Here is a 17,771-nt window from a genome sequence, read left to right as displayed (position 1 = left end):
AAGGTAAAATAAATCAAAAAACATAAAACCATGAAAAAAGCCACAATAAGATTTACTTTTTTATTCGCGATAGCTACAATTTTTGCATGTAGCACTGGTAATAAAGAAGAAAAAGCACAGACAGAAGAAGAAAATACTGAGTTTAAAGATGTTGAAGAAACTACTTCAAAAATCATGTTAACTCCGGTAGAGTCACCTCAATTTGATGACTCCATGTTGGAAATGTTAAGCCCAATGGAAAATGAAGTAATTGCAGAAGCAGGTGCAATAGATTTTTCTTACAACGTAAAAAATTACGAATTAGGGACTCAAACTATTGATGCAGATATTAAGAATTGTGCCAATTCTGGAAAGGGACAGCATATCCACTTAATTTTGAATAATCAACCGTATACAGCGCATTATGAAGCTGAATTCACAAAAGACCTTGAGGAAGGCCATTATGTAGCCCTATCATTCTTGTCAAGATCATATCACGAAAGTGTAAAAAGCTATGGCGCTGCAAACATTCGTCAATTTACGGTAGGTCGAGAGCCTAATGAGGATGAAGTTGCAGACTTATCTGCACCTCACATGTTCTACAGTAGACCTAAAGGAACTTACGTAGGAAAAGATGCTGAAAAGGTATTGTTAGATTTTTATTTGTTAAATACTGATTTAGCCTTAGACGGAAATACTGTAAGAGCTACCATTAATGGTCAAGAATTTATGTTAGATAAATGGCAGCCATATTTCATTGAAGGAGCTGAAATGGGAGAAATGACGGTTAAATTAGAATTATTAGATAAAGAGGGGAATTTAGTTGACAGTCCTTTCAATCCAGTTGAAAGAACCGTGATGTTAAAAGAAGGGGATGCTTCTTAATTAACATTCGAAAGCATTATAAAATAGCTCGCAATTTATATTGCGGGCTATTTTTTTGTGTTTTTATATTTAAGTGAATTATTAGCACATCAAAAGCGAATTACTTAATTTTAGCCCTCAGTTTAAACGCCCTCAGAAAAAACGGAGTTTAAGGAACAAAATTCTTATAAAATAAATAATTGCAATGAATTATCCGGTAAGCGATCGCATCAAAAATATGTCAGAGTCTGCTACTTTAGCCATGGCAGCAAAAGCTAGAGAATTAAAATCTCAAGGTATTGATATTATTAGTTTAAGTCTGGGAGAGCCAGATTTTAAGACTCCCAAGCATATTCAAGAAGCAGCAAAGAAGGCGATTGACAGTGAAAAATATTTTGCTTATCCACCGGTTTCAGGTTATCAGGATTTAAGAGAAGCTATTGCCAAAAAGTTAGAAACGGAAAATAACGTTCCCTCAACTCCTGAACAAATCGTGGTGTCAAATGGAGCCAAGCAATCCATTGCAAACTTAATGCTTTCCATTTTGAATCCTGGCGATGAGGTAATTGTGTTTGCTCCATTTTGGGTAAGCTATACCGAATTAATAAAATTAGCAGGAGGAACTCCAGTATATGTTACCGGAACATTGGAAAACGACTTTAAACCAACGGCTGAGCAATTAAATGATGCTATAACCGATAATACAAAAGCAGTTTTATATTCATCACCATGTAATCCTACTGGTAGCGTTTTTTCTAAGGAAGAATTAGAAAAGCTAGCGATGGTACTTCGTCAGTATGATGACATTCTGGTTCTTTCGGATGAGATTTATGAGCATATCAATTTTGGAAATGAAGGACACGTTAGTATGGCTTCTTTACCAGGAATGGCCGAAAGAACGGTTACCATTAATGGATTTTCAAAAGGCTTTGCTATGACGGGTTGGAGAGTAGGATACATTTCAGCTCCATTACCCATTGCAAAAGCGGCCACTAAAATACAAGGACAAATCACTTCAGGTAATTCATCGATTGCACAAAGAGCAGCATTAGCAGCTATAACGGAAGATTTAACCCCTACCTTAGAAATGACTAAAACCTATCATAAGAGAAGAGATATGGTTTTAGAATTGTTGAATGAAATGCCTGGCGTAAAAACTAATGTCCCTAAAGGTGCTTTCTATATTTTTCCTGATATCAGCAGTTTCTTTGGTAAATCTGATGGAGAAACTAAGGTTATGAATGCTGATGAATTAGCGATTTATATTTTAAATAAGGCCAACGTATCTGTTGTTACTGGTACAGCATTTGGCGCCCCTAACTGTATTAGAATTTCATACGCAGCTTCTGATGAGGAATTGAAAGAAGCCATGAAGCGAATGAAAAAAGTATTGGCTGAATTAAAGTAATAATTCTATGTTATTTAAACCTGTCAGGTTTAAATTGGGGAAAGCATCAATATTTGAAGGTAATGATGGTTTTGAAAAGAGCAAACCTGACAGGTTTCATTATCAATATAAACTAGGTGAACGGCAAATAATTATTTAGATGGTCATAAAGGATATTCCTAATCTTTTTAAGGCATTTCAGAAACTTAAAGTTTTGGTGATAGGCGATGTGATGATTGATGCCTATATCTGGGGCACTGTCTCTCGAATTTCACCTGAAGCACCAGTTCCTGTTGTGAATGTAAAGAAAAGAGAAAAGAGAATGGGGGGCGCAGCAAATGTTGCCCTCAATCTACTTTCTTTAGGTGCTGAACCAATTCTTTGCTCTGTTCTGGGAGATGATGATGAATCCTTGATTTTTCAGGACTTATTAAAAAACAGGAATATTACCGATAAAGGCCTAGTGAAAAGCAAGGACAGAATAACTACCATTAAAGAAAGAGTGCTTTCGGGTTCACAACATTTATTAAGGGTAGATTCTGAAAGCCTTGCACCTTTAAATGAACTAGAAGAGGAATTACTTTCAAACAAAATTATTGAATTGCTTCCTGAAGTAGATGTCGTAGTTTTTGAAGATTATGACAAAGGAACGATTAATGCTTCTGTTATTCGAAAAACAGTAGAAAAATCCAAAGCATTGGGAAAACCCATTGTGGTTGATCCCAAAAAGAACAATTTCTTTGACTATAAAGAAGTGGATTTGTTTAAACCAAATTTGAAAGAGTTACAAGAAGGAATGCATGTTGATTTCTCTAAATCAGATGATGTTAGTTTAAAAAAGCAAACAACACTTCTAAGAAATAGACTTTCTTCAAAAATGGTCATGACAACATTATCTGAAAGAGGGGTTTACATTCAAACAGATACAGAAGATGTGTTAATTCCTGCATTCAAACGTAGTATTTCTGATGTATCAGGGGCAGGAGATACCGTGATCAGTATTGCTTCATTATGTGTAGCACTTAAGCTAAATCCAGCTTTTACCGCTTCTTTATCCAATTTAGGAGGAGGAATTGTGTGTGAAGAATTAGGAGTAGTGCCAATTGATGCCAAAAAGTTGGAAGTAGAAGCAATAAAACATAATTTACAATTATAATAAATGTCTTAAAGCTTAAAGCAAAGCATTTCAATCAGCATGAAATTTTCTAGACTAAAAAACTCAATTACAGAATGGTTAAACAATGCCATTTACAACAGTAGATCTGCTGTATTGAGCACATTAGTTTCTCTTAAAGCTTTTATATGGCTTACAGCTGCGGTTTTGCTGTTCTTCGTTTTTGGTTTTGAAACGGAAGCGAATGAATTGGAACAAGTTTTCTTAGGTTTAGACATTGTTCTCATCATTTATTTCTTTTCTTTCATCATTCGACTTCTCTACGAATTTAGGAGGACTGAATTTCTGCTCAATAATAAACTAGAGGCTGTTCTGGTATTGATAATCCTAATTAATACTATTAGTAATTACTTTTTTGACAATCAAATTATAAAATATCTGGCAGACACCTTCGGTTTCAAAAACTATGAGGATGCTTATTTAACTTTAATTACCTTTTATTTCCTAGTGCTGATAGCGTATGAATTCGTTAAAGCAAGTACTGTATTGTCAAAACTGAAAACGAAACCAGCAAGAACCTTCATTTACAGTTTCTTGCTATTAATTGCTTTCGGAACAGGGGTTTTGATGCTACCCGCCATGAGTGTGAAAGATGGGGCTATGCCATTGATGGATGCTTTATTTACAGCAGTTAGTGCCAGTTGCGTAACGGGTTTAATAGTAGTGGACACTGCCACCTATTTTACCATGAAAGGTCAGTTTGTGATTATGATTTTATTTCAACTGGGTGGCTTAGGTATTATTTCATTTACCTCCTTTTTTGCTACTTTCCTGAAAAGTGGAGTGGGAATCAAACAGCAATTAATGTTACAAGATTTCTTAGTTAGTGAATCATTATTTTCAGCCAAAGGACTTTTAAGGAAGATTATTGCTATCACTTTAGTTATTGAAATTATTTCATTTATCCTGATCTTTTTTAGTTGGGGAGAAAGTGTTGAATTCAATTCAATGGGACAGAAAATATTCTTTTCTGCATTCCATGCTGTGAGCGCCTTTTGTAATGCTGGCTTTAGTTTATTCACCAATGGTTTATTTGAAAATGAAGTAGCGAATGGTTACATCTTGCACATTATCATTGCATTGACTTTAATATTAGGGGGCTTGGGTTTTTCATCTATTCAAGATCTTTTCTCAAGAAAGAACTTGAGAGATCGCTTCCAAAATCCATGGAAAGACTGGAATTTAAGTACTAAAATTGCGGTTTATACTTCTTTGGTTTTACTAGCTTCAGGTACAATAGTTTTTTACTTATTGGAGAGAGGAAATACACTTGATGAAAAGAACTTTATCGAATCCTTAATTACCAGTTTTTTCCAATCGGCTACTGCAAGAACAGCAGGATTTAATACTGTTGATATAGGAGCCTTAAGAACACCAACCCTTATAGTGATGGCATTCTTAATGTTTGTAGGTGCATCCTCCGGTTCAGTAGGAGGTGGTATTAAAACCTCTACCTTTTATTTATTAATAGTTTCGGTATTTGCTACCTTAAGGGGACGATTAAAGATTGAAATTGACAGGAAATTCATACCAAAAGAGTTATTGTTTAAAGCCTTATCTATCTTTTTCTTTGCGGCTTCCCTTAATTTAATCGCTATTTTTCTGTTAACTATTACGGATAGTGATTATACCTTAATGCAATTGATTTTTGAGCAAGTATCCGCTTTTGGTACAGTAGGTTTAAGTACTGGAATTACAGCTGATTTATCCTTTGCGGGTAGAGTGATTATAATCCTTTCCATGTTTATTGGTAGAGTAGGAACCTTAACATTTGCACTAGCATTAAGTAGTAGAAAATCTACCCAGAGCTATAAATACCCTAAGGCTCATCTAATGGTAGGATAATTTATTTGAAGTCCAACTTGTTTTACTTTTTTTGGGTCTTAACTTTGGTATATCAACCTTAAACTAAAAGTTATGAAATTTATTAGTTTAGCAATCATTATTGCTAGCGTTGGTTTTTGTACACCTAAGTGTGACGAAACAGCACCTTCCGATGTCTATACATTTCCAGATAATATGGAAGAATTAATCCCATATGAGAACCAGGAGAAATTTACGCTTGTCCATAATTCAGGTACTGAAATTCTTTTTGAGGTGCAAAGGAATTCAACTGTTGAAACTATAAGCTGTGATCACTGCTGTGATTATTTTACATATGAAAGCGAAGATTTAAGGGTATTTTCTGATTATCCATTTTATGATATCCAATTTAATATAAATGCTGAGGAGGAAGAAAATTACAGCTATGGTATTACTATTGGAAGAGAATACTTTTCATTAAATGAGAGAATACAAACTGTTGATTCAGTAAGAATAAAGGATCAGTACTTTCATGATGTATTTAAAATGAAAAGTGATAGCTATAGGGAGGAATATGAAATAGAAATAGATAGTTTGTATTTCAATTATTCTATTGGTATTCTTAAAATAGTGCAAGTAAATGGAGATACGTATGAGATTCAATAAATTATTTCTGTACGCTTCATTTTTGTTCTTGATATCGTGTAATGGCGCAATTGTGTATACAGAATTTGATCTTCAGGCTGAAACAGAAGCTTGGATAGTTCAAGAAGATGATTTTAGTTTTCAAATGGTAGATGAAAATGGCATTGTCAACAATTGGAATCTGACAGAAGAAGATAATTATTATAGTGAGTCAAGTGGTACTTTTTTGTTTATCCCTACAGACAAGACAATGCACGAAGTTCATTATCAGAAATTCAGAAGTGCCATTTTAGGAGATTTTAGTTTTAGTGCGGATGCAGGCTTTTCTGAGGTTAATCCCTGGATTTCATTTAATATGCCTCATTTGTATTTTGAATTTGATGCAGTAACTCATAAGCCAAATAGGTTATATTTATCCCCCAATAGTGGTGAGTCCTTTACCTGGGCTGATTATGAGGAAGTGGATCAACCTTTTGATTTTAAGGTAGTGACTGATTTAGAAATTAAGGGTGATACCTATCCAGAGGAAGTTGCAGTTTTCGAATTAATTGATCAGATGGGGATATTAGAATCAAAGAGTATTGTAAAATTTGCTTTTTCAAAAGATATAGGCCTTATCTACTTAGAGTTAAAAAGTGGCTTAAAATATTATAGAATTTAATTTTCAAAGTGTCATTCTGACATAAGAATTACTTTGGTCTTATTTTGGCTTAATCAGGCGTATGAAAAAAATCGAATTTTATAAATATCAAGGCACAGGAAATGATTTCGTGGTGGTGGATAATCGTGAGAAAAGCCTTGATAGAAATGATAGATCTATAGCACAAAACCTGTGTGATCGGAAATTCGGAGTGGGGTCTGATGGCTTAATTTTAATAGAAAACCATTCAGAATATGATTTTGAAATGGTGTTCTTTAATCCGGACGGTTCTCAAAGCATGTGCGGAAACGGGAGTAGGTGCGCAGTAAAATTTGCTCAGTTTTTAGGCATTATTCAAAATGAAACTACTTTTCTGTCAACTGATGGTGTTCATGAAGCTTCCATTGAAGGAGATATTGTACGCTTAAGTATGCATGATGTTGATCAAAGCAGAATGCAGGATTTTTCAGATCATTTAACCATCAATACTGGCTCCCCTCATTATGTTCTATTTACCAGTAATTTAAAAGATAAGGATATAAAGGAAGAAGGATCAGCGATTCGATACAGCAAAGAATTTGCAGCTGAAGGGATCAATGTTAATTTTGTTGAGAAGCAATCAGAAAGTGAAATTTCCGTTCGTACTTATGAGCGGGGAGTTGAAAATGAGACCTTATCTTGCGGGACTGGTGTAACGGCTTGTGCCATTGCACATGTGATGCATGGTGGTAAATCTCCTGTTAAAATTGAAACCTTAGGTGGTAGCTTGAGTGTTGAATTTAAGCTAACTGAAGGAAAGGCAGAAAACGTTTATTTAACCGGACCAGCAAAGAAAGTTTTTAAAGGTGAAATCGAGCTTTAAAAATTCATATAAATCATAAAAAAGCGTGTAAATTAGCGCTTAGTTAAAAAATATTACAGCAAAAAAGCATGTTTGACTTTATAGCAAAAGGACTAACCAAAGTATTCGGAACCAAATCCGATAGAGATATAAAAGAAGTTTTACCTCTAGTAGAACAGATCAATAAAGAATTTGCGCAATTAAAAGACTTATCTCATGATGAGTTGAGAGCCAGAACGAATAGCGTAATGGATAAAATCAATCAATATTTAAAAGAGATTGATGATCAAATTGCTGCACTTCACACTAAGGTGGATGAAAATCCTGATATGGATTTACACACCAAGGAAGATTTGTTTAATCAGATCGATGATTTAGAAGAAAAAAGAAATGAAAAGTTGGAGGAGGTGCTACTAGACGTACTTCCTGAAACTTTTGCCATAGTAAAAGACACAGCCAGAAGATTCATGGAAAATGAACAGCTGGAGGTTACCGCTACTATGTTTGATAAAGAGATGTCCGGTAAAGCTGAGCATGTTAACTTAAGCGGTGATAAAGCCATCTGGAATAACAGCTGGAAAGCGGCAGGAAATGAAATGACCTGGGGTATGATGCATTATGATGTCCAGCTTATTGGGGGTATCGTTTTGCATAAAGGAAAAATTGCTGAGATGGCTACGGGTGAAGGTAAAACTTTAGTGGCTACTTTACCTGCCTTCCTAAATGCATTAGCAAAAAGAGGGGTTCACGTGGTAACGGTTAACGATTATCTTGCAAAGCGTGACTCTGAATGGATGGCGCCTATCTATCAATTTCATGGAATATCTTGTGATTGTATCGATAAATATCAGCCTAACTCGGAGGAAAGAAGAGCGGCTTATCAATCAGATATTGTGTATGGTACGAATAACGAATTTGGCTTCGATTATCTGAGAGATAATATGACGCGTGAAACCAAAGAATTGGTACAAGGGAAGCATCATTTTGCTATGATTGATGAGGTAGATTCTGTATTAATTGATGAGGCCAGAACTCCATTGATTATTTCAGGTCCAGTACCTAAAGGAGATGTTCACGAATTCGATCAGCTAAAGCCAAGAATTGAAAAGCTTGTAACGGAGCAAAGAAAATTAACGGCTAATTATTTACTTGAAGCTAAAAAGCTCATCAAAGAAGGAAATGAAGAAGAAGGTGGATTAGCTTTATTTAGAGCTTACAGAGGTTTACCAAAGCATAAGCCATTAATTAAATATTTAAGTGAGCAAGGTATCCGTCAGATTCTACAAAAAACGGAAAATATTTATTTAGCAGATAATGCTAAAAGAATGCCTGAGGCGGATGAGCCATTGTTATTCACAATTGAAGAGAAAAACAATAATATAGACCTTACTGAAAAAGGGATTGACTTAATCACCAGAGATGGTGAAGATTCTAAATTCTTTATCCTTCCTGACATTGGGGTTGAAATTGCACAACTTGAGAAAGACGAATCTTACTCTAATGAGGAAATGTTAGAGAAAAAAGAGGAGTTGATTAAAGATTATTCCGTTAAAGCAGAAAGAATTCACACGGTAAACCAGTTACTAAAAGCCTATACTTTATTTGAAAAGGATACGGAATATATTTTAGTAGATGGTAAGGTAAAGATTGTAGATGAGCAGACAGGTCGTGTGATGGAAGGAAGAAGATATTCTGACGGACTACACCAGGCGATTGAATCTAAAGAAAATGTAAAGGTTGAGGATGCTACTCAAACTTATGCGACCATTACCTTACAGAATTATTTCAGAATGTACCACAAATTAGCGGGTATGACCGGTACTGCAGAAACAGAAGCGGGTGAGTTCTGGGATATTTACGAATTGGATGTGGTGGTTATTCCTACTAATAAACCAATTGTAAGGGATGATAGACAAGATAAAGTGTATAAAACGGTTCGCGAGAAATTCAATGCCGTAACTGAAGAAATTGTAGCCATGAGTGAAGCTGGAAGACCTGTTTTGGTTGGTACTACTTCCGTTGAGATTTCTGAGATCTTAAGCCGTATGTTGAATATGCGTAAGATCAAACACCAGGTATTGAACGCAAAACAACACGCTAAAGAGGCAGATGTAGTAGCAGAAGCTGGTAAACCGGGTACAGTTACTATTGCCACTAATATGGCGGGTCGTGGTACAGATATTAAGTTAGCTAAAGAGTCGAAAGAGGCAGGAGGTTTAGCCATAATCGGTACTGAAAGACACGAATCAAGACGAGTAGATAGACAGTTAAGAGGTCGTTCAGGTCGTCAGGGAGACCCAGGGTCATCTCAATTCTTTGTTTCCTTAGAGGATAACTTGATGAGAATGTTTGGTTCTGATAGAATTGCCAAGTTGATGGATAGAATGGGACTGGAAGAAGGAGAGGTAATCCAGCACTCTATGATTTCTAAATCAATTGAAAGAGCTCAGAAGAAAGTAGAGGAAAACAACTTTGGTACTCGTAAGCGATTATTGGAGTATGATGATGTGATGAATTCGCAGCGTGAAGTAATTTATAAGAGAAGAAAGAATGCACTTTACGGAGAAAGGCTTCAGCTTGATATCATGAATATGTTGTTCGATACCTGCGAGGATATCGTGAACAACGCAAAAGCTACCAATGCTTTTGATGATTTCAGATTAAGCATCTTAAGTACTTTCGGTGTTGATTTTGAGATCGCTCAAGAAGAATTTGATAGCATGAAGGAGGCAGAACTTACTGCAAAGTTATATGATTATGTTTACAGCTCTTATAAGGCTAAAAACGAGAAAATTAGAGAAAAAGCTTTTCCTATCTTAAAAGATATTTCTAAGAATAAAGGGGCTACCGTTAAAGATATATTGGTGCCTTTCACGGATGGTAAAAAGCAGATTGGGGTAGTAACCAATCTTGAGAAAAACTTAGAGACGGAAGGCCATGAAATGATCCTATCAATGGAGAAAATTTCTACTCTTGCTGTGATAGATGAAAATTGGAAAGAGCATCTTAGAGAAATGGATGACTTAAAGCAATCTGTGCAGAATGCGGTTTATGAGCAGAAAGATCCGTTACTCATTTACAAATTCGAAGGTTTTGAATTGTTCAAACGCTTTATCGGTAAATTAAATGAAGATATTAGCTCATTCATGATGAAACTTGATCTACCAGTTCAGGATAGTTCTGAAGTTCAAGCTGCAGCGCAACGCAGACAGAAACAAAACTATAAGGAAAGTAAGGAAGAATCAGGTTCTGTATTAAGTGGAGGAGGTCAGAATAAAAATAGACCAGCAGTTGATAAACAGATGCCTGCAAAATCTGAAAAGATTGTGGGAAGAAATGATAGAGTAAGCGTACAATATCAGGATGGAAGTGTGAAGAAAGATGTTAAGTTTAAGACGGTAGAAGAGGACGTTAAAAACAATAAATGTGTATTGTTAGATGAATAGGTTCGGAAACATCATAGCGGTAATCACTTTAGGCTTCTTTATTTGGGGCTGTGTAACTACTCAACAAACTTCCACTGCCAGTAAATCTTACAGTGAGGACTTAAGTCAATATCGACCTAAAGTAGATACTTCTGTTAGCATGGAAGTAGAAAAAGCGAGCTTTAGAAAAACGAGTGACGATTTTACAGCTCAAGCAGATGTTACTGAGCTATTGAATAAGAAGCTTGATACTTTAGCGGAGAATAATAAAGAGATTCGCTATGTAAATGGGTATTCTATACAGATTTACAGTGGGAGCAGCAGTGCAGAAGCCTATCAAGCAAGAGATACGGCAAGAGTCGTCTTACCTGAAATCAGAACCGATGTGGAATACCGACAACCCATTTATAAGGTGAGGGTAGGTCGCTTTACTGAAAGATTAGAGGTGCAGAGAACTTTATTGAAGTTAAAACCTAAGTTTCCAAGTGCTATCTCAGTACCTCAAAGAATTTATATTAATTAAGAAGAAATAATCAAAACCTGTCAGGTTTATGACGCACCATCATAACTGATTCAAGCGTCCGCTTGGATCAATCCAATCATGGATCGTTAAAACCTATCAGGTTACATTTTAGAAAGTATTGGAATATAAGTAGTTTCCTCTAGCGGGATAAAATAATATTTCCATCACCATCTTCTGGATGATGATTGATGATGCCTTTGGCTTTGGATATTTCAGTAATAATTTTTTTCGCTTCAGCGAAAACTCTTTTGTTTTCTTTTGCATCTGTTGTGGTTAAATAATAATGTTTATTAATCTGTACTAACGTTAGAAAATTTTCACCGCAAAAATGATAAGAGAACACAAAAGAAAATAACCAAGGTTATTTTTTTATATTGAATAAAGTATGAGGTAGCTAAACTCAACTTAGTTTAATTGGTTATTCAATAGATTTCAGTCGGTGTACCACAGATTAGAATATAGAAAGCTGGAAACCCATTAAAAATTTCCAGCCTAAGACTTAAAATCAAAATATAAAATGGATTTAAAATCAAGGATTCAATCATTAGCAAAAAATCAATTTGAGGAAGTAAAAGGATTAAGAGAGCACTTACATGCAAATCCTGAGTTGTCTTTTGAAGAATTTGAGACAGCAAAATTCATCAGCAAAACGCTAACAGATTGGGGAATTGATCATCAAACCGGAGTTGCCGATACAGGGACCGTAGTATTAATAAAAGGAAAAAACCCTGATAAAAAGGTAACAGCTCTAAGGGCTGATATTGATGCCCTTCCCATAAAAGAGCAGAATGAGGTACCTTACAAGAGTAAAAATGAAGGCGTGATGCATGCATGTGGGCATGATGTACATACTTCCTGCATGCTAGGTGCTGTTAAAATATTAAATGAACTTAAGGATCAATTTGAAGGGACTATAAAAGTATTATTTCAACCAGGAGAGGAAAAAGTACCGGGTGGTGCTTCAAAAATGATTAAAGAAGGAGTTCTTAAAAATCCGGAAGTCAATAATATTATTGGGCAACATGTGATGCCATTAATTGATGCTGGTAAAGTGGGTTTCCGTTCTGGTATGTATATGGCCAGTACCGATGAACTTTATCTTACTATTAAAGGAAAAGGCGGTCATGGTGCTATGCCTGAGCAAAATGTTGATCCCGTTATTATTTCAGCCAATATATTAGTGGCATTGCAACAAATTGTGAGTCGACACGCAAGCCCTAAAGTGCCTTCCGTAGTTTCTTTCGGGAAAGTAATAGCCGAAGGTGCTACTAATGTTATTCCTAATGAGGTTTATATAGAAGGAACCTTCAGAACCATGGATGAAGAATGGAGAGCAGAAGCGCATAAAAGAATGCGGAAAATGATTGAAGGCATGGCAGAAAGCATGGGGGCTACTGCTGATTTTGAAATCAGAAAGGGCTATCCTTACCTCATTAATGAACCTGAGTTGACCGATAGAGCAAAAGCCAATGCCATAGAGTATTTAGGAGAAGAAAATGTGGAGGATTTAGACCTTTGGATGGCAGCAGAAGATTTTGCTTACTTCTCTCAAGCCACAGATGCCTGTTTCTACCGATTAGGAGTTAGAAATGAAGCCAAAGGCATTACTTCTTCGGTGCATACTCCCACTTTTGATATTGATCCTGTCGCTTTAGAGACCGGCATGGGTTTAATGGCTTGGTTGGCCATAAAAGAATTAGAGAGTAAGTAATTTTCTTTAGAGAGACTATAGGATTTATAACTGTAGATTTATACGTTTATTAAACGTTTAATTACTACTTCTTTCTAGAAAAACTATCCTCATATCGATTTTAAAGAGCTTTTTGAGGCTAACTTAATTATTAGTAGATTGCTGAAAAATATAAAGTAGATACGTGTACCTCGAGGTGCACGTGTTCAATTGTTGTACGCAATTCCACATATAGCTAAGCCATTGACTTCGCAAGCTATCGGTTAAGCAGAGAAAGAGTTAATAAAATGGATTCGAGTGAATTGCTTATTATTTTATAAAAAGATAAAGTTTTAGTCAGATTACCAAAAGACATAGTACGAAAATAAATGTCCAGCTTCGAAAAAAATAATTTAGATAAAATAAAGTCGTTCATTCGCAATTCGGAGGAAATCAACATTGAAGAACCCGACAAAGAAGAACTAATCAAAATGATTAGACCAACTGTTGGAATTAGAACTAAATCGAGTGATGATAAAAACATAAATGTTGGAATATCTAAAATTGGAGGAAAGCCTGATTTACCAAAAGATTTTAAATGGCCAAGAGCAAATAGTAAATCAATGCTATTTTGTGCTCAATATAATTTGTCTGAATTAACACCATTTGACAAAGAAAGCGTCTTGCCCATTACAGGTTTCTTTTACATTTTTTTAAGCCTAGATGAGAAATGGCAAGAATTTAATGGAGTTAACCAGCAATTCAAATTTATATACAGCGAGACTGAGAAACTCATCAGAACGGAATTTCCAAATGACTATGAACACAATCACGTATTCAAAACAGCACTAATCGAATATTTCGAATTTTATACATTACCTCATAATGAGAATTATAAGCTGTCAGAACTTGATGAAAAGTATGATGATTTTCTATTTTCTTGCTATGAGCCAGTGAATGACTTTATTTCTGAAGAACTATCTCATGATCCAGATAATATGCATCAACTTCTTGGGCACGACAGGTCAATTCAATCAAGTGTGGTTTACGACTTCGCTACAAAGGAATTAGGTCTGTATGGTGTGGAAAGTTCTAATTATCAAGAACGATGGAAAGACATTTTAGAACTGTCAAAAACGTACGAATTGCTGTTACAATTAGACTGCTTTGATTCTAATACTGATTTAAACAAGTTTGGTGGAAGTGGATCATACTATTTTGGACTATCAAAAGCTGACTTAGAAACAAAGAATTTTAATAATATTAAAATGTCGTTTCAAATGACATAAATAAAGCGTACAACACTAAATATAGGTCATTGGGCAAATAATGCTAAAGTTGAAAATAATTACATTTAAGAAAATATGTAGGAAATTGGAGGTTTGGAGCCGTGAAGTGCCCAACGCCCCATATTCTTAACGTTACAAGCAAGCCTGAAAGACGATACAGCAAGAAATGGAAATTTGGCAACACATTGAAATTTTAAGACGACCTAACAAGACTTGGTTTTTCTCAAAGGACAACATCGAAGAGAAAATTAACGCCTTGACTAAAATTGCCAGTGATGGTTATCCAAGTCTTATTTACAGCTTGACAGAATTTCTAAAAGACGACAACAAAGAAATAAGAGAAACCACTTCCAATACAATTACTCACCTATTCAAAAAGATTGACAGCAAAAAGGGATATTACGAAACTCTCAAACATTGTAGTATTTCAAAAAGCGACATTGATTTTTATGAAGCTAACTTTCCAATAGAACAATATGTTGAGCTTTTAGCAATCAGTTCATTAAACGGAAGTGGATACATTAGAGAAAAAGCAGTTAAAAAACTTTCACAAGTTGACAGTCCAAGAGCTATTCAATTTTTAATCTATCGTTTAGCTGATTGGGTTTTACCAGTTCGAAAAGCTGCACTAAACGGCATTAACAATTACAAAACAACCAATTACATTGACAGCTTAATTGAAAATTTGCCAATTTTTGAGTGGCTACAAAAAGTTGAACGGACAGACCTTCGCGGAATTTACAAAGACATTGTTGAGTTCATTGCTTCTAAAAATAGGGCATATGTAATTGACAACTTTAAGAAATACCCAGACAAACTAAGAATACTTTTAGCAAGACACATTTCAAGTTCGCTTAGAGACAATTCACAAGAATTAAAACTATTCTTAACCGACAAACATTTTTTGATTAGAAACTTAACAATAAACCATTTTGACAAACTTGGGCAAACGGAAATCGAGCAATTACTGAATGACAAATCAGCGAATGTCCGACTTCAAACACTTTATTGCTTAAAAGACCAAAACGGATTTGAAACAACTGTAAATAAATTTTTAGCGGACAATTCCGCTACAATAAGACATTTTGCAAGGTTCACGCTGAAACAATCAAATATTGACTTTGCTAAATTTTACAATGACAACTTACAAAAAAACAATCAAGTCATTGGGTCATTAAGCGGACTTGCTGAAACGGAAGGTAAACAGTATTCTGAAACAGTTAAGTCGTATTTGAAAGACAAAAAAATAAGAGTTAAAAAGACAGCGTTTTTAGCTCTTTGCAAACTTGATGAAGAAAGTGCGTACGACTTTGCATTTAAGAACCTTGATAGCCAATATCTTGGACTTAGAAACGTAATCATTGAATTTTTATCGAACATTCCGAGACAAGAAGTTTTGACAAAGGCAAAAAGCATTTACGAAACAGGCAATTATGACTTAAAAAAGTCAATGCTAAAACTCTTCAACAAAGTTGGCGGTTGGACAGCAATTCCAGACTTGATGATTGGAACAATTGACGAAAACGAGAACATAAGACAATTGGCGTTTGGCTATATACAAATTTGGAGAGCAAGAGCAGTAAGACTATTTTCAACACCAAAACAAGGAGAAATTAATAGAGCAAAAGAGATTTTCAACTTCGTAAACGAAACACACGAAGACAAACAATATTTTAAAACAAACCCAGTAGATGGACTTGACTTTTACTTCAAATAAAAGAAAGCCAGCTTTTAACAATGTATATAAAAAATAGTCGAAATAGTAATAAAATCAAGGCTTTTGGCTCGTATCAAACTTTGTGCTTTACCGAAAGTTTAATGCTTCGAAATCGCCTACTTTTCATATACTAAACGTTATGGGCAATTTAGAGCAATGATAAAATCTATTTTTCTGACACTTTTTCTATCGCTTTCTTTTTCTTCTGTAAAGGCTCAACATGAAGACTTTCAAATAATTAGCCAAGTTCTTGAAGAACTGGAAAATCGTAACTGGCTTCTAGAAGATATATTTCCGCGAATGCCACCACCTCCAGAGTCGCGAGAGTATTTTATCGAACTAAGAGACGATTTGACTCGAGCGCAAGCAGATTCTCTGTTTACACGAATAGAGAATAGATATGCTCAATACTTACGAGATGTTGCTGAACGACAAGTTGATAGCACAGTTATTTACTTGGCGACAGACAACTACTTGTCTGGCACTAAATGTATCTGGTGTGGGATTAAACCAGACAGCTTACTTAATGACCCTTCCTATTCTAGATATCAGAAACTTGCAAAGCAATTAAAAAAAGGGAAGAAGAACGACTTGAGAATTCCGTTTGATTCTTTTGTCTATTATGGGAAATACAAGCTTAAATCAGTAGACGAATTTCCTCCAAGAAATGAACTCTATAAAGGAAATCTTAACTTCTTATCAGGTGGAGAAATATATTTTTCGAGATTCTACCAAAACGAGAATTTGGGAACAATTTATTTTTCAATAAACACATGTAAAAGCGATTGTGGGACAGGATATATGGTGCTTTTTGAACGAATAAAAGGGGAATGGCAGATTTTTGATATCCTGTTACAATGGATTAATTAATAAAGCCCATAACATCACCTATGAATGAATGGGGTTTCATCTGTCAGGTTATTTTCGTGGGAATTGGAAAGTACGCAACAAGTGTTAAATTCAAATCAAGACGTGCTTATTTGCTAGATGAGAGAATAGTGCTTTCTAATCCCCACTTATCATAGCTAGGCGTAGTACGTAATTGATCATACAAGAAAAATACTGTACTCTAATACTTGTATCATTTCTACTTTTGATATTATCATGTAAACCTTTGAAAAACTTGCATCCATCTACGGAAGCATTATTGGAGGTTAAAAATGAAAATTTCGAAGTACTCAATGGCATTTATAAAAATTATCAAGATACTGTTTTCGGTAAGATTCGACACAGCCCCTATCGTGCTGTAGAGGAGAATGATTTAAGCATAATGCCAAGACTTTTCGTTTTATTACCTGACAATAAAGGATTTTATCACGATGCTGTTCTTGAAATAGAATTCATTTCTAAAAGAGTAGCAAGAATTAAGGCGTACCGAAATGATAGTATATTCTTTACAAAGAATCTGCCTGGTAAATTTACAAACGAATATTTTTATGTGAATCCTAGGGCATATATTATGCCATTTTTCCCTCTATACTATGTGCGCAATTTTGAAAGAGTTAGGATTTCACAGTATGAGGGAAATCTGATTGTTGACCATACTAAAATATTATGGGGTTTTGCTTTGATGGCAGGTGGTTAAGACTATGGTAGATCAACTTCCATATAATCTAGATCCGACAAATAAACACATACAACATTTGCTAAAAAATGCATTTACTAACTACTTCTAGTAAATTGAAAAGGTAAATCACTACAAAGCCAAACATTTATATTCATTTAAAGAGAAGGTTGCTTAAGTGCTTCTCTCTTTTTAATGCTTTTGCAATTGTAGTTATGTTTTGGCTTTGCTACTTTAGTACTTCGTTAGCA

The 17,771-nt window shown here is 35.0% G+C and carries 14 protein-coding genes; all 14 read left to right on the top strand.

Annotation, left to right across the window (positions count from 1 at the left end; translation table 11 throughout):
- Positions 1–30 precede the first annotated feature (30 nt).
- The 14 genes from QYS48_RS04775 to QYS48_RS04710 all read left to right on the top strand — a co-directional run bounded on the left by QYS48_RS04775 (position 31) and on the right by QYS48_RS04710 (position 17,541).
- Positions 31–864 (top strand): phosphopeptide-binding protein, encoded by an 834-nt coding sequence (locus tag QYS48_RS04775; protein WP_302103356.1) that lies wholly within the window; start codon positions 31–33, stop codon positions 862–864.
- Positions 865–1,048: 184 nt separating this feature from the next.
- Complete coding sequence (locus QYS48_RS04770; RefSeq protein ID WP_308357740.1) at positions 1,049–2,251, top strand: pyridoxal phosphate-dependent aminotransferase; 1,203 nt, start codon at positions 1,049–1,051, stop codon at positions 2,249–2,251.
- A gap of 139 nt (positions 2,252–2,390) precedes the next feature.
- Positions 2,391–3,386, top strand: a complete 996-nt coding sequence (locus tag QYS48_RS04765; RefSeq protein ID WP_308357739.1) for a bifunctional ADP-heptose synthase — start codon at positions 2,391–2,393, stop codon at positions 3,384–3,386.
- Between the two features lie 39 nt (positions 3,387–3,425).
- Positions 3,426–5,249 carry a potassium transporter TrkG gene (locus QYS48_RS04760; protein ID WP_308357738.1) on the top strand — a complete coding sequence of 608 codons (1,824 nt, stop codon included), beginning with the start codon at positions 3,426–3,428 and terminating at the stop codon, positions 5,247–5,249.
- A gap of 72 nt (positions 5,250–5,321) precedes the next feature.
- On the top strand, positions 5,322–5,873 hold the full coding sequence (locus tag QYS48_RS04755; RefSeq protein ID WP_302103360.1) for a hypothetical protein: 552 nt from the start codon (positions 5,322–5,324) through the stop codon (positions 5,871–5,873).
- Positions 5,860–6,513 carry a hypothetical protein gene (locus QYS48_RS04750; RefSeq protein WP_308357737.1) on the top strand — a complete coding sequence of 218 codons (654 nt, stop codon included), beginning with the start codon at positions 5,860–5,862 and terminating at the stop codon, positions 6,511–6,513. The genes QYS48_RS04755 and QYS48_RS04750 overlap by 14 nt, the downstream gene beginning before the upstream one ends.
- A 61-nt stretch (positions 6,514–6,574) precedes the next feature.
- A complete protein-coding gene (gene dapF, locus QYS48_RS04745; RefSeq protein WP_302103362.1) occupies positions 6,575–7,354 on the top strand; it encodes a diaminopimelate epimerase in 780 nt (259 codons plus the stop codon).
- Positions 7,355–7,422: 68 nt separating this feature from the next.
- Complete coding sequence (gene secA, locus QYS48_RS04740) at positions 7,423–10,779, top strand: preprotein translocase subunit SecA (protein ID WP_308357736.1); 3,357 nt, start codon at positions 7,423–7,425, stop codon at positions 10,777–10,779.
- Positions 10,772–11,281: an SPOR domain-containing protein gene (locus QYS48_RS04735; RefSeq protein WP_308357735.1), complete on the top strand. Its 510-nt coding sequence runs from the start codon at positions 10,772–10,774 to the stop codon at positions 11,279–11,281. The genes secA and QYS48_RS04735 overlap by 8 nt, the downstream gene beginning before the upstream one ends.
- 517 nt (positions 11,282–11,798) lie before the next feature.
- Complete coding sequence (locus QYS48_RS04730) at positions 11,799–12,992, top strand: M20 family metallopeptidase (RefSeq protein WP_308357734.1); 1,194 nt, start codon at positions 11,799–11,801, stop codon at positions 12,990–12,992.
- A 347-nt stretch (positions 12,993–13,339) separates the two neighbouring features.
- Positions 13,340–14,239, top strand: coding sequence for a DUF1963 domain-containing protein (locus tag QYS48_RS04725; protein WP_308357733.1), 900 nt, complete (start codon positions 13,340–13,342; stop codon positions 14,237–14,239).
- A 166-nt stretch (positions 14,240–14,405) separates the two neighbouring features.
- Complete coding sequence (locus QYS48_RS04720) at positions 14,406–15,956, top strand: hypothetical protein (protein ID WP_308357732.1); 1,551 nt, start codon at positions 14,406–14,408, stop codon at positions 15,954–15,956.
- Between the two features lie 300 nt (positions 15,957–16,256).
- Positions 16,257–16,826, top strand: coding sequence for a hypothetical protein (locus QYS48_RS04715; protein ID WP_308357731.1), 570 nt, complete (start codon positions 16,257–16,259; stop codon positions 16,824–16,826).
- Positions 16,827–17,079: 253 nt separating this feature from the next.
- Positions 17,080–17,541 (top strand): hypothetical protein, encoded by a 462-nt coding sequence (locus tag QYS48_RS04710; RefSeq protein WP_308357730.1) that lies wholly within the window; start codon positions 17,080–17,082, stop codon positions 17,539–17,541.
- The last annotated feature ends 230 nt before the right edge of the window (positions 17,542–17,771 follow it).

This window comes from Marivirga arenosa, from assembly GCF_030503895.2.
In the GTDB taxonomy this organism is placed as follows: domain Bacteria; phylum Bacteroidota; class Bacteroidia; order Cytophagales; family Cyclobacteriaceae; genus Marivirga; species Marivirga arenosa.
Note: the sequence above shows the minus strand (reverse complement) of the source record. Positions and strands in the feature narration are given on the sequence as shown.

Excerpts from the sequence above, each read along its gene's own strand:
- QYS48_RS04760 (WP_308357738.1), top strand. The coding sequence starts at position 3,426 with ATGAAATTTTCTAGACTAAAAAACTCAATTACAGAATGGTTAAACAAT.
- QYS48_RS04730 (WP_308357734.1), top strand. The coding sequence starts at position 11,799 with ATGGATTTAAAATCAAGGATTCAATCATTAGCAAAAAATCAATTTGAG.
- dapF (WP_302103362.1), top strand. The coding sequence starts at position 6,575 with ATGAAAAAAATCGAATTTTATAAATATCAAGGCACAGGAAATGATTTC.
- QYS48_RS04775 (WP_302103356.1), top strand. The coding sequence starts at position 31 with ATGAAAAAAGCCACAATAAGATTTACTTTTTTATTCGCGATAGCTACA.
- secA (WP_308357736.1), top strand. The coding sequence starts at position 7,423 with ATGTTTGACTTTATAGCAAAAGGACTAACCAAAGTATTCGGAACCAAA.
- QYS48_RS04765 (WP_308357739.1), top strand. The coding sequence starts at position 2,391 with ATGGTCATAAAGGATATTCCTAATCTTTTTAAGGCATTTCAGAAACTT.
- QYS48_RS04750 (WP_308357737.1), top strand. The coding sequence starts at position 5,860 with ATGAGATTCAATAAATTATTTCTGTACGCTTCATTTTTGTTCTTGATA.
- QYS48_RS04735 (WP_308357735.1), top strand. The coding sequence starts at position 10,772 with ATGAATAGGTTCGGAAACATCATAGCGGTAATCACTTTAGGCTTCTTT.
- QYS48_RS04715 (WP_308357731.1), top strand. The coding sequence starts at position 16,257 with ATGCCACCACCTCCAGAGTCGCGAGAGTATTTTATCGAACTAAGAGAC.
- QYS48_RS04725 (WP_308357733.1), top strand. The coding sequence starts at position 13,340 with ATGTCCAGCTTCGAAAAAAATAATTTAGATAAAATAAAGTCGTTCATT.
- QYS48_RS04755 (WP_302103360.1), top strand. The coding sequence starts at position 5,322 with ATGAAATTTATTAGTTTAGCAATCATTATTGCTAGCGTTGGTTTTTGT.
- QYS48_RS04720 (WP_308357732.1), top strand. The coding sequence starts at position 14,406 with ATGGAAATTTGGCAACACATTGAAATTTTAAGACGACCTAACAAGACT.
- QYS48_RS04770 (WP_308357740.1), top strand. The coding sequence starts at position 1,049 with ATGAATTATCCGGTAAGCGATCGCATCAAAAATATGTCAGAGTCTGCT.